Annotated in this window: 12 protein-coding genes and 1 tRNA gene; 1 reads left to right on the forward strand and 12 read right to left on the reverse strand. The window is 34.7% G+C overall.

From position 1 onward, the window contains the following. Positions 1-46 precede the first annotated feature (46 nt). From ACEN31_RS03640 to ACEN31_RS03650, 3 genes are all read right to left on the reverse strand, one after another. Positions 47-394: a hypothetical protein gene (locus ACEN31_RS03640; RefSeq protein ID WP_407108665.1), complete on the reverse strand. Its 348-nt coding sequence runs from the start codon at positions 392-394 to the stop codon at positions 47-49. A gap of 334 nt (positions 395-728) precedes the next feature. Next, positions 729-3,026, reverse strand: a complete 2,298-nt coding sequence (locus ACEN31_RS03645; protein WP_407108666.1) for a phage/plasmid primase, P4 family — start codon at positions 3,024-3,026, stop codon at positions 729-731. Between the two features lie 352 nt (positions 3,027-3,378). After that, positions 3,379-3,597, reverse strand: a complete 219-nt coding sequence (locus ACEN31_RS03650; RefSeq protein ID WP_407108667.1) for a helix-turn-helix transcriptional regulator — start codon at positions 3,595-3,597, stop codon at positions 3,379-3,381. A 192-nt stretch (positions 3,598-3,789) separates the two neighbouring features. Between ACEN31_RS03650 and ACEN31_RS03655 the strand changes: the two genes are divergently transcribed. After that, a complete protein-coding gene (locus ACEN31_RS03655; RefSeq protein ID WP_407108668.1) occupies positions 3,790-4,374 on the forward strand; it encodes a helix-turn-helix domain-containing protein in 585 nt (194 codons plus the stop codon). Positions 4,375-4,785: 411 nt separating this feature from the next. Here the strand turns inward: ACEN31_RS03655 and ACEN31_RS03660 are convergent, their stop codons facing one another. From ACEN31_RS03660 to ACEN31_RS03700, 9 genes are all read right to left on the reverse strand, one after another. Further along, the gene (locus tag ACEN31_RS03660) at positions 4,786-5,799 is read right to left on the reverse strand and encodes a tyrosine-type recombinase/integrase (RefSeq protein ID WP_407108669.1); all 1,014 of its coding nucleotides are present in this window, start codon (positions 5,797-5,799) and stop codon (positions 4,786-4,788) included. Between the two features lie 86 nt (positions 5,800-5,885). Then, a tRNA-Arg gene (locus tag ACEN31_RS03665) sits at positions 5,886-5,959 on the reverse strand. A gap of 89 nt (positions 5,960-6,048) precedes the next feature. Beyond that, positions 6,049-6,615: a peptide deformylase gene (gene def / locus ACEN31_RS03670; RefSeq protein WP_138404070.1), complete on the reverse strand. Its 567-nt coding sequence runs from the start codon at positions 6,613-6,615 to the stop codon at positions 6,049-6,051. A gap of 1 nt (position 6,616) precedes the next feature. Then, positions 6,617-7,861, reverse strand: a complete 1,245-nt coding sequence (gene hflX, locus ACEN31_RS03675; RefSeq protein WP_138404071.1) for a GTPase HflX — start codon at positions 7,859-7,861, stop codon at positions 6,617-6,619. Between the two features lie 18 nt (positions 7,862-7,879). Next, positions 7,880-8,827 carry a tRNA (adenosine(37)-N6)-dimethylallyltransferase MiaA gene (miaA, locus tag ACEN31_RS03680; RefSeq protein ID WP_138404072.1) on the reverse strand — a complete coding sequence of 316 codons (948 nt, stop codon included), beginning with the start codon at positions 8,825-8,827 and terminating at the stop codon, positions 7,880-7,882. An 18-nt stretch (positions 8,828-8,845) separates the two neighbouring features. Beyond that, the gene (recN, locus tag ACEN31_RS03685) at positions 8,846-10,579 is read right to left on the reverse strand and encodes a DNA repair protein RecN (RefSeq protein WP_407108670.1); all 1,734 of its coding nucleotides are present in this window, start codon (positions 10,577-10,579) and stop codon (positions 8,846-8,848) included. 19 nt (positions 10,580-10,598) lie between these two features. Then, positions 10,599-11,411, reverse strand: coding sequence for a TlyA family RNA methyltransferase (locus ACEN31_RS03690; protein ID WP_407108671.1), 813 nt, complete (start codon positions 11,409-11,411; stop codon positions 10,599-10,601). 8 nt (positions 11,412-11,419) lie between these two features. Further along, positions 11,420-12,304: a polyprenyl synthetase family protein gene (locus tag ACEN31_RS03695; RefSeq protein WP_407108672.1), complete on the reverse strand. Its 885-nt coding sequence runs from the start codon at positions 12,302-12,304 to the stop codon at positions 11,420-11,422. Next, positions 12,297-12,533 carry an exodeoxyribonuclease VII small subunit gene (locus ACEN31_RS03700; protein WP_138404076.1) on the reverse strand — a complete coding sequence of 79 codons (237 nt, stop codon included), beginning with the start codon at positions 12,531-12,533 and terminating at the stop codon, positions 12,297-12,299. Before ACEN31_RS03700 ends, ACEN31_RS03695 begins: the two co-directional genes overlap by 8 nt. Position 12,534 lies beyond the last annotated feature (1 nt).

Genomic DNA, 12,534 nt, shown 5'->3' on the forward strand with positions numbered 1-12,534 from the left:
TCCTTTCATTGAAACTATCTGATGAAGTCCTCAATTGGGGATTCATCTAATATATTTTCTCTAATGGTTTATCGAGTTCTTGTAAGTATTCAGCAAGGTCTAGCCAATGATTGTAAGGAAAGCCTTCTAGTTCATCGAATGGTACTTTGTTTTTTTCAAGGTTGAATATTCGAATCATTTCACTAATTATAAAGTCAGTCGATTGTAATGTCGATATATTATAGACTGTTTCAAAGGATCTGATTGAGTTTTCTAGGCTATAGATTTCAACCTCATAACCGCCAGTACTATTCCAGACTTCTAATCCCCAAAAGTCGTTGATTCTAATATTAAATGTTTCTATTTCTGATATCTCAGCATTGTGTTTTTGTGATAATTCTTTAAATGTTTTCATATGTTTTTGCTCCTTCTTTTTGTGTGTTTTTTATTATTGGTTGCAAGATTGAGTTAAAAGTTGCAAGTTGGTTGCACGTTTTTTTGAAACTTGCAACCATATAAACGTTGTTACATCAGCATTTGTGAGGTGTGGTTGCAAGGTTGCAAGTTTTTCTCACTAGTTTCTTTAGTATTTACGTACGTATTTTAATAAACCTATAGGATAATCTTGCAACCTTGCAACCACCCTCTATAAACGTTATTCCCATGCTGTTTAGGTGGTTGCAAGATTGAATAAAACTTGCAACCAAACTTGCAACCTTGCAACCAAACTTGCAACTTTATTACTTAATCTATTCTTCTATCTTTTTAAATGTACTGTAATTATTTCCTGGTTTTACTTTCTCTAAGTCATATGCTGAACCGTTAGAATATGTTGATGGGTAAGTATCATCTATACCTTTAAACTTCACATGCTTACGTTCCCACTCACTCCCTAATATATATTCTAACTGTTTCGTAAATTTAATCTGACTTAATGGTCTATAAGTATTCTCTTCACAAAATTCCTTATAATAATCGTAAACGATTGTGGTAGGTATTTCAGTCCACTCATACATATCAAAGAATGATTCTTTGAAGTCCGCTACTGGGTCATTCTCAGCAATGTAATCTTTCAATGCTTCTTTAGATGCTCTAGGTTCTGTAAAGCTTTCAAAATCCATATGAATAGCTTTATGAAGTACGTACTCTAATAACTCTCTACGTTTAATATAGTCGTCTTTTATTGCTCTATTATCACTGCTGACATCGAACTTAGCATTAAACGGTACAATTAGAATCCTTCTGTATGTTCCGCCTGTCTTGTTATGGATCTTAGGCATTCCATTGGTAGAGAATATTACCGTCATATTGAACTCTCTTGAATACATTGGCTTCATTTTCTGTTCAATGTTAACTGGATCGCCAGTTACTACTGAGTTAAAGTTACTGGAATCATCTATATACACCCCTGCTGGGACATCATCACCAATATTCACTGTCTTACCTTCCAGCATTGATAGTGAGAATCGTTCTTGGAATTGGTTAATTTTTAAGGTAGATACATTATCCTTACCTACGATATTTCTAATTAGATCTTGATACGTACCCTTACCATTATTCCCATCACCAACTAACCATATTGATTTTTTACGTGAATAGTTACCGTTCAAACTTGCTGAGATAACTTGCCATAAAGTAGTTGCTACCTCTGGGTCATTATCAGCAATGCTCTCAATCCATGATTCTACGTTCCAACCATCATTCATGATTGGGTGAAGTGGATTGTGAACATAATCAGTTTCAATCTTGGCTGTAAATACATAATCTGGTGTGAATGGTTCAAGTTCTTTAGTTTTTAGATTGAATACCCCATTTCCAACTGGTATTAAGTAGCGTGAACTTGTTAGTGGTTTATACTTAGCTCTCATCTTTAAATCAAAAATTACCTCGTTGGTATCGTGCATAGTTACGTTACGCTCAACACATTTGATTAACCGTTTAATAGCATCTTCATTTGTGGTATAGATACCCTCGTCTTCTAAGTACATTGCTACTCTAGCATCTTCTCGTTTGTCATAAACGATAAAATCAATGTTTTCTTCTAAGATGGTGGCTATTTGAACAAAGGCTAATTTCTTAGGTTTTCTTCCTCGACTTCCCTCGTTCATCCATTCATCAATGTTTGCTGATCGTTGTTCATTACCTAATTTTTCAAGTAAATCATCTAAGTTAAACTCTGATTCATGGAATAAGCTAACTCTACTGGTAAAATTCCATTTAGTTCTTGGTTTTACATTATTCTTCAATTCTCTTTCCAACCGTTGCTGATTGTTGTTTTTCCATTCAGAATTACCATTAGCCAGCATCGTGACGTATTTAAACGCTTGTTCTTGGGTAATCAATTTTTCTTGAACGTCCTTAATGATTGAGTAATGAAGATTTACGTATTGACCTTCATCTTGAACATTCTCCCAATCAGCTTCAATGTAATTAGCCACCATTTCATCTAGTTCTTCCTCTGGTATAGCTTGAACTACAGAGTGCTGAACGTACCTAGGTTGTTCTTCCTGTATAACCTCAGCAACTGGATAAGGAATACCTTCATTGTAAGAAATTTCATAATCTGTTACTTCGCTACTATGTGCTGGTAGACCTTGTATCTGTGAAAACGTGGAGCTACTAAAATCAGCATTCAATCCAATTTCTTCTGTTACTTTTTTGAATGTTTGTTCAAATTCCAACTTATTTAATGGTCTCTCTGGCTCTATTACAAATCTATATCTAGTGCCTTTAATTCCGTTACTAACAGTTGGATAAGTAACGTAACGGTATCGCCCCATGATACTCTTCACATGCTGCTTAAACTCATCGCCTGACATATCTAAATCATCATAATCAATGATAATTAAATCTCTATTTTCAACTGATTCATTATTTCTGACATAACTACCGTTAGCTTGCGGTTTAATCGAACCTGAGATGAAGTATAAAGCCTCGTCTTTTTTGAAGATTTCTAATTGTGAACTATCAAACACTTGCGGACTATACTCAGCCAGATATTTTACTGGGTCATCTGTATCAATTTTTCTTAATTTGTTGTTTCTCAATCCCTTTTGTACTTTCAAATAATCACTTCTTTCTAGTTATTTGTCTTAGTACAATTTCTTCTTATGTTAATTCCCATCTCTCTCCAAAATGGAAATTCTTCTTAATAATCTCGTACTTTCTAGTAATAATTTATTAATCATTGGTGTTATACTTGATTTTTACATAGCTACATGGTATGATTGCTATGTAAAGTATTTTACAAACTTTACTACTTTCTACGTATTAAAACGTATTACTTTAAGCAGTAATCTCCTAGGGGCTTGAAATAGCCTCTTTTTTTTGTGCGTTCAATTATGCTGAGTACCTCCTTTCGGTCATCTATTAAAAAGTACTGATATCATAGTACTAAACTTAAAATAGTACATTATCTGAAAAAAAAATATCATCTATAGTAATATCAGGATAATATCCCCTCAATTCTTCTTTAATGATTATTTTTTCCTTATCAGTAAAAGGTACTAATCCTTTTTCTTTCCGACTATATGCTTGTTGTGAAATAGTCAAAAATTTAGCCATTTCTTTTTGAGTATAACCTAATATACTTCTCCATAAGAAAATATTTCTGTTCAACATAGCCACCTCCTTAATGTACTATTATAATTCACTAAGTACCGTTGTTTTTGTACTATTATTTTTTCAGTACTTAATCTACTTGTATTCTACCATTAATGATTGTTATTATCAAGTATAAAATCACTTCCAAAAAAAACTTGTTCTATTATTCCTTATTTATTTTTGATAAAATTATTACGAGGTGATTCAATGAGTACTTTCAGCGAGAACTTGAAGAAAATTAGAAAATCAAAGAATCTAACTATGGAAGAATTTGGACAGATGTTTGATCCACCAGCAAGTAAAGGGGTAGTTAGTAACTGGGAAAATAATTATAACTTCCCTAATAATGAAAGATTAGAATTTATAGCAACACTAGGTGGTATGACAGTGGATGAATTATTAGGTGGTGTGAAGATTACTAAAAAAGGAAAAACCGACATTGAAATGTGGAAACGTATTCTTGAAAACCATACCAAAATGTTAGATTCATTGGAACGTTTAAAAAATAGTAATTATCATGATAAGCTTATGAACATCACAACTAAACTAGAGAATGATCTATCAAAAATAATTGATGATATTAATGCTGATAAACTTAATCTTGAAGGTGTGAAGATAAAATTAGATACCCTACAGACTGGTTTAAGTGAAGTAAGTTACAATACGTATGATGATATGAAAGTTCTGGATGCAAATATAGCTAGTAATAAAAACACAATAGATCTAGCCAACCGTAAACTAAAAGAACTTGGATATAACTCAGCATCCGATAATAAAACAGATGCTGACTAACTAACATTTAGATCCATACACAACTCAGCACCTAATAGTAAAACAGATGCTGACTAACACATTTAGATCCATACACATAAAAAATAAGCCCTACTCAATATAGAGTGGGCTTTTTTATAGGCTCTTATTTCGCATTTAAAGGCTGTTTTCAGGCGTTTGGGTATTGAGTGAGTATTTATATATTTTAGTATATAACTATCTAAAAACAATGTTTTTATCAATATTACAATGATTATCAGCACTTGGTGACAATTCGCTATTGGGATTCTTATTTGAATAGTTATTCCTTACCTGTAAGGCTTTGTACAAATCACCGCAAGCTTTACTCAGCATCTTGTACAAGGAATGAACGATTCAATCAATACTTAGAACCTTCAAAACGGTGCTGTAGTTCACCGACCCCCTACTTAATCATTCAATTCCTCTCATAGCATCCAGTAATTCATGATTATCAATATGTAAATACCGTGTAGTCGTCTCAATACTCTTATGATTCAATGCTTTACTAATTAAAGGAACACTCAGTCCATTATCCAATAATCTTTTAGCAAACCCCCTACGTATTGCATGTGGATTAATATTCTCTAGTCCTGTACGTTCTTTATAATACTTAACTCGCTTGCTGAACGTCCTACTCTCCATTGGATTAGCAAGTGATGATAGGAATACATGACCTGTACCAATTCTCACTTGATTATATTCAAGAACTTCTCTATTGACCTTTTTTAAAGTAGATAACATAATTTTTAACCTATCTGATATAGGTAAAGTTAAATATCTGTAATTCTTCATTGATTCTCCAGAATAGCTAATTAACTTTGCATCAAGATCTAACATTTTATAAGTAACTTGGCATATCGTACCTAGTCTTGCTCCTGTTTCCCACATTAATAAAAACATTGTACCATCTCTTAATTCAGTGAAGTTATTAAAATCTAAGCTACCTAATAGGGTTTCTATCTCATCTTGAGATGCTCCAATTTTCACTTCTTCATTTACTCTAATTCGTATTTCGCTCCAAAAATCATGCTGAATAATACCTTCACTATACCACTTATTCAGCACTGCTTTCATTAACTTTAACCTTATTCTCATTGTACTACGTGACACATTATTATGATTGATATACAAAAGAAGCGAATCTTTATCCATTTCTGAAATAAGATTCACTTCTGTTATCTTCATATACCGTTCGATGTGATACTTGTAATCAGACATAGTCCTTTCCTTATATCCCATCAACTTTAATTGATGTAATGTTTCTTCTAACCGTTCCTTAATCGTTAACTTGCTGTTATCCAATTCTTGAATAGTTACCTTCTGACGATGTAAAGTATCTACCAATTCCTTACTCTCACCAAAAATATTAGAAACATCAGTCTCAAAACCTGTTTCGAACTTCTTACTGTAACGTTGCTTACTCATACTGTTTTCCTCCTATTTTACTAGGGATTAAAACAAGGGTTATAAATAGGGTTCGATTTCCCCCCTTGATACAGCAAGGTTATGTACGATCTAGGCAGGATTCGAACCTGCGACCGTTCGCTTAGAAGGCGAATGCTCTATCCAGCTGAGCTACTAGACCATGTTTAATACTGACAACTCTTATATTATATCCTATGATTGACTGATTTGTCAATAACATTTTTAAAAGAGTTGCCGTATTTTTTCTCACTAAATCAATGTTGTATCTTCATCTGGTTCCCAAGGTGTTTTTTCGTCAATATGATCGTAGAACAAGATTCCTTTTAAGTGATCAATTTCGTGTTGTACAACCACTGCTTCATAATCTCTTAAACGAATTTTCTTTTCGTTACCTTCTAAATCATTATATTTAACCGTTACACGTTTAGGTCTTGGAACGATTCCTGGTACTTCACGAGGAACTGAAAGACAGCCTTCGCCCTCTTTCAACGCTACTTTTTGAACCGCATGGCTTATGATTTTTGGATTAACAAAAATTTCATCAATCAGAGGTTCAGTTTCATTTCCCTCTTCATCATAATCCATTAAATATACAGCAAATATTTGTTGGTCGATACCAATTTGTGGTGCTGCTACTCCTACGCCTGGACGCAAGTTATATTTTTCAGCCATTTTTGAATCTTGGCTGTTTATTAAGAATTGTCTCATAGCCACAACTGTCTCTTTCAATTCTTCATTGATTGGAAACTCTACTGGCTTAGCTTTTTCTCTTAAGATTGGTTCTTTTTCAGGAACAAAATCTTTCATTGTTATCATATTATTCCTCATTTCTTATATCAGTTAAACGTCGTCGATATCCCGATAGTATATAATACTGATATTCTTCATTAAATTCAATATCTTTTATTAAAGTTTTTTGTCGGTATAGCGCTAATAACTCTGCTTCTTCAGGTTGAATTTCTACTTGAAACTCTTCTGCATTCGATATACAGATATCCCAAATCGCTTGTTTTAAGGTTTCAATACCTTTTTTATCCAGTGCTGAGATAGTTACATTAGGTTGCAATGTCGGTTCAAACCCTGGATCTGCTTTATCTATCTTGTTGTAGACAGTTAAGACCGGGATATGATCCATATCTAACTCTTTTAACAACTCTACGACGGTATCTTCATGCATATTGCTTGCAGGATGAGAGGCATCTACGACGTGTATTAATAAATCCACAAAGCGAATCTCTTCCAATGTTGAATTAAATGCATGAATTAATTCTGTAGGTAGTTCATCAATAAAACCTACCGTATCTGTAATAGTGAAGGCATCATGACCGTTAATTTCTAACTTACGCGTTAAAGGGTCTAAGGTTGCGAATAATTGGTCTTGAACATACGTCTCACTTTCAGTTAATTCGCGTAACAAGGTTGATTTCCCTGCGTTTGTATAACCTGCTAGACCAATATTAAATTCTCGACCAGACTGTCTTCTAATACGCGTTCTTTCACGGTGTTCTTCCAATTGTTTCAAGTCTTTCTCAATCGTATGAATGCGACCACGAATGACACGACGATCTTGTTCTAGTTTAGTCTCACCGGGTCCTCTAGTTCCAATCCCACCGGCTAGTCGAGATAATGATGTCCCTTGTCCGATGACTCTTGGAAGTAAATATTGGTATTGAGCTAGTTCAACTTGAAGTTTCCCTGCTTGGCTTCGCGCTCTTTGAGCAAATATATCAAGAATCAATTGTACACGGTCAATGACTTTTACGTCAAGTTGTTCTTCTAAATACATATTTGTGTTTGGTGATAATCTATTTAAAAAGATAACTAAATCAATATCAGAGTTAATGACAAAATCACGAACATCCACTAGTTTTCCACTACCTACGACGGATTTCTGATCGATGCGCCTTAATTTTTGAGTGATTTCTCCAACCGGTAGACCATTAGCGGTCTCCGTTAGTGCCTTCATTTCTTTCATGATCGTTTCAAATTTTAAATCTGAAATGTTTTCTGTTTGTACTCCGACTATAAGTACCCTCTCGGGGTGATTTTCAGTCTCTATCATATTTTTTTTATCAACCTTTCAATTATTCTCTATATGTTCTTTCACTATACGTGAAGCTTCATTTATTGCGCCTTTTTCATTCGTCATATCGATCCATTGTGGGTGCTTCATACGGTTTCTAAACCACGTTAATTGTCGTTTGGCATAACGTCTGGAGTTTTGTTGAATTGTTTCAATGACTTCTTCTTTATCCATTTGATTATTGAAGTAAGGCCACCATTCTTTATAGCCGATACCTTTCACACTTTGCCAATCGGCACCTTCTGCCTGATCATATAACCATTTTGCCTCGTTTTCTAAGCCGGCTTTGACCATTTCATGCACTCTTAAATTTATTCTATCATATAATGCTTCTCGTTCGCGATTTAATACTAATAAACATTCATTAAATACCGATTTTTTTGTGTCATGTCCTGTTTGACTGGAAAAAGACCTTCCCGTTACTTGAATAACCTCAAGCGCGCGAATGGTTCTGCGAACGTTTTGGTATGGGATTTTCTTGGCTGCTTCTGGATCGAGGTCGTTCAATCGGTTCCACATGGCTAAGTTACCTAATTCTGACGCTTGTTCTTCTAACTCTTTTCGAACTGCCTCATCTTGGCTATCGTCTCTCCCAAATTCTAAGTCGTATAACAAGCCTTCTAAATAGAGTCCTGTTCCACCGACAATTATTGGTAGTTTCCCTCTTTGATGAATTTCTTTGATTAATTTTGTAGATTCATGTTTAAATTCACTTGCGTTATAAGGTTCTGAAACTTCAAGAATATCAAGCATATGATGGGGAACGCCGTCCATTTCAGAAGGCGTAATTTTTCCTGTTCCAATATCTAAGTGCTTATACACTTGCAGACTATCGCCATTGATAATCTCACCATTAAATTCTTTCGCTAAATCAATACTCAGTTGCGTCTTTCCTACACCTGTAGGTCCGGCTATGACGAGTATTGATATTGATTTTAAATCCATGTACATTATCCTTTATACTTACTTTTTCATTGGGTGATATTCTTTTAATAATTCTTTAGCCATACGAAGCGATGTTTGAGTCATATCTCTTCCTGAAAGCATGAGTGCTATGGCTTCAATACGTTCATTCGATGACAATTGCTTCACATTTGTAGCTGTTTTTTGATCTTCGACATGCTTAAAGATATACAGTTGCTTATTCGAAATTGCTGCAACTTGTGGTAAATGCGTAATACAAAATACTTGATGGAAATGAGATACTTCGCGAATCTTTTCAGCGATGGCTTGTCCAACTCGGCCAGAGACTCCAGTATCTATCTCATCGAATACCATCACTTTTGGTGATGTTTCACGACTAAATACGGTTTTCAATGCCAACATAAAACGCGATAACTCTCCCCCACTAGCGACTTGTACCAAGGGTTTCTGTTCTTCACCTACGTTCGTTGCGACGTGAAATTCCACACTATTAAAGCCAGTTGGCGTTAGTCTCACAATTTCATCGATATTAACCATGTTTAAAGCCGTATCAATACTAGGTTCACTAAATCGAACTGTAAAGCGGCTATTCTCCATATATAAATCTTTTAATTCTGCTTCAATGGCTGAAATTAAATCTTGGGCAATGGATTGTCTTTTGTCATTAAGTCGTTTAGCTTTATCTAACGCACTTTGATAAGCTTCACTCAATTGAGCTTCAAGTTCTTCAAGATAACTTTCCCGATGAATAATTTGATAAACTTCTTCAGATATTTCGTTGAAATAATCTAATATCTCACTTAATTCCATCCCATACTTTCGCTTTAAGCGACTTAATTCGCCTAATCGGTCTTCAACTTGATCAATGGTTTGATTTTCTTCATCGAAGTCATTATCAAGTGCGGCCAATTGATGACTGTATTCTTCTAAATCATATTTAGATGACGAGAGTCCGTCATGGATTTTTGCGAGTTGAGGTTGATAATCTTTAATCTCTTCTAATAGTAACAAGATTTGATCTAATTGCGTGATGACACTTTGATCTGATTCGCTAAGTAAGCTATTAATAGTGCTCATATTTTGATTAATTTGTTGAGCGTGTTGCAATTGTTTACTCATCTCTTCGAGTTCTTCATCTTCACCTATAACTATTTGCGCTTCTTCGATCTCATTAATTTGAAATTCAAGGAAGTTTACCCGTTGGCGGTCATTCGTATCAGATTGCTGAGCATCTAGCCATTCTTTACGAAGTTGGCTATAAGTTATATAAGCTTTCTGATAGTCCTCCAACTCTTTTTTAATTCTTTTATTGCCATAATTATCCAATAAAGATAAATGCTTTGTACGGTCCAACAATTCTTGATGTTCATTTTGTCCATGAATATCTACGAGATAATTCCCTATTTCTTTAAGTAAGGTGACGTTAGCTAATTGACCATTAATTCGAATGGTATTTTTCCCTGATTTATTAATTTCTCGTCGAATAATCAAACCATCCATGGCTATATTAACCTCTAATCCAAATTCGACTAGGACATCTTCTAAGTCTTCAGGTATTTGCTCAAGAGTAAATAAGCCTTCAATTAATAATTTATCGTCTCCGTGTCGAATATAATCACTTGACCCACGACCACCACAAAGAATACCTAGGGCATCAATAATAATTGATTTCCCGGCTCCTGTCTCACCTGAAAGAACCGTCATCCCTTCGGTAAAATCGATATTCACTGCTTCAATAATCGCAAAATTCTCAATTGTTAAACTTTGTAGCATGACTTCACCCCATTGGTTTTTATAAATTATCGTGTGCTATTTGCACTATCCCTTCAATATTTATGTTTGCTTTACTATCATTGTTCAATTCTTTTGAGTTTTTAATATGGGCTAGAAATTCAATGTTTCCTTCGCCACCAGTAATTGGTGAATAAGTTAAATTCTCGATGGTATAGCCGATACGGCACATCATATCGATGACTTCGTGTAAGACATCTTTATGAACGGTCATATCCTTAATAATCCCTTTTTTACCGACACGCTCTGGTCCTGCTTCAAATTGTGGTTTAATAAGCACTAATACCGATCCGTCTTCTTCTAAGATTGGAATAAGTGGTGGTAAAATTAATCCAAGTGAAATAAACGAGACATCAATACTCGCAATCGTTGGCATTCCTTCCGTGAAATCCTCAGGCACTGAATGACGGAAGTTTTGACGCTCCATCACTACCACTCGCTCATCTTGACGTAATTTATAAGCTAATTGATTATAACCTACATCCAAGGCATAACTTAACTTTGCACCATTTTGTAAGGCTGCATCCGTAAAACCTCCGGTAGAAGAACCTATATCAAGTAAGATATGATCGGTCATATCGATATCAAAATGTTTAATCGCTTTTTCTAATTTTAAGCCTCCGCGACTCACATATGGGATGGTCTTTCCTTTAATATGCAACTCTTTTGTAATATCAATCTTCTCACCAGGTTTATCATAGCGCTGGTTATTCGCATCATAAATTTGCCCTGCCATAATCAAGCGTTTCGCTTGCTCACGTGTGTCTGTTAGTCCAGATTGAACTACTAATTTATCTAATCGTTCTTTTTTCATATGACTCCTTAGTCTATATCTGTGAATGAGAGAAATTTATTTAAAATACTGTAATCCGTTCCACTCAACTTAGTAATTTTTTCAATAATTTTTTCAGCTTTTTCACGTTCTTGACCTAAAACTTCTTTTGATTCTTCTAAACCAAGTAAGTTTGGATAGGTTGATTTCTTGTTGAATTCATCACTTGAATGTCCTTTTCCAGATAACGTACTGTCATCAATCACGTCAAGTAAATCATTATGAATTTGGTATAAAACGCCAAAGGTTTCACCAAAGTTTACTAATAATTCTTCAACTTCAGGACTGAATTCCCCAATAATGGCTGCGGCTTGTGTCGCAAAGATAAATAATTTACCTGTTTTAAATTCATGTATTCGATTTAATTCTTCTAACGTTATCTCTTTATTCTCTGCTTGCATATCACCTAATTGGCCAGCGACCATCCCGTGTGAACCTGCGGCAGAACTCAGTAAAGAAATAATTTTAACTTTTTGTTTGCTCTTTAATTTTGAATCGTCGCTAATTAAACTGAATGCATCCGTTAATAATGCATCCCCTGCTAGGATGGCTGTCGCTTCATCAAATTTAATATGAGCGGTTGGTTGACCCCGTCTCAAGTCATCATTGTCCATCGCTGGTAAATCATCATGAATTAAAGAATACGTATGAATAAATTCTAAAGCAACCGCTGTAGTTGCTCCTTTCTTCATATGTTTCTCTGATTCTGCGTTTAAGATAGCCAGTAATAGTAACGGACGTAGTCGTTTGCCGCCACCTTTTAATGAATAAATCATTGGTTTTAACATTTCAATCGGAGTTTGAAGAAGGCGAATATGTTTGTCTAATTCAGTTTCAAATACATTTCTTAAATCGTTTAAATCTTGCTTAATCATTCATAACCTCTCTATCTAATTCAACATCGCCTTTGTCTGTCATCATCTTAGCGACTGTGCTTTCTGCATCAGTTAAAGATTTTTGGCAATATTGGCTTAATTCTACACCGCGTTGGAAAGATTCTAACGCTTTTTCTAAAGGTAAATCGCCTTTTTCAAGTTGAGATACAATTTGTTCTAATTCTTGTAATGCTTCTTCGAAATTTTCTGGTTGTTTTGTTTTTGCCATT

This window comes from Ruoffia sp. FAM 26255, assembly GCF_045528525.1.
Classification (GTDB): Bacteria; Bacillota; Bacilli; order Lactobacillales; family Aerococcaceae; genus Ruoffia; species Ruoffia tabacinasalis.

What these genes read in the sequence shown, in the direction of transcription:
- ACEN31_RS03640 (WP_407108665.1), bottom strand. Translation starts at nt 394, where the DNA reads ATGAAAACATTTAAAGAATTATCACAAAAACACAATGCTGAGATATCA.
- ACEN31_RS03655 (WP_407108668.1), top strand. Translation starts at nt 3,790, where the DNA reads ATGAGTACTTTCAGCGAGAACTTGAAGAAAATTAGAAAATCAAAGAAT.
- ACEN31_RS03660 (WP_407108669.1), bottom strand. Translation starts at nt 5,799, where the DNA reads ATGAGTAAGCAACGTTACAGTAAGAAGTTCGAAACAGGTTTTGAGACT.
- def (WP_138404070.1), bottom strand. Translation starts at nt 6,615, where the DNA reads ATGATAACAATGAAAGATTTTGTTCCTGAAAAAGAACCAATCTTAAGA.
- hflX (WP_138404071.1), bottom strand. Translation starts at nt 7,861, where the DNA reads ATGATAGAGACTGAAAATCACCCCGAGAGGGTACTTATAGTCGGAGTA.
- miaA (WP_138404072.1), bottom strand. Translation starts at nt 8,827, where the DNA reads ATGGATTTAAAATCAATATCAATACTCGTCATAGCCGGACCTACAGGT.
- recN (WP_407108670.1), bottom strand. Translation starts at nt 10,579, where the DNA reads ATGCTACAAAGTTTAACAATTGAGAATTTTGCGATTATTGAAGCAGTG.
- ACEN31_RS03690 (WP_407108671.1), bottom strand. Translation starts at nt 11,411, where the DNA reads ATGAAAAAAGAACGATTAGATAAATTAGTAGTTCAATCTGGACTAACA.
- ACEN31_RS03695 (WP_407108672.1), bottom strand. Translation starts at nt 12,304, where the DNA reads ATGATTAAGCAAGATTTAAACGATTTAAGAAATGTATTTGAAACTGAA.
- ACEN31_RS03700 (WP_138404076.1), bottom strand. Translation starts at nt 12,533, where the DNA reads ATGGCAAAAACAAAACAACCAGAAAATTTCGAAGAAGCATTACAAGAA.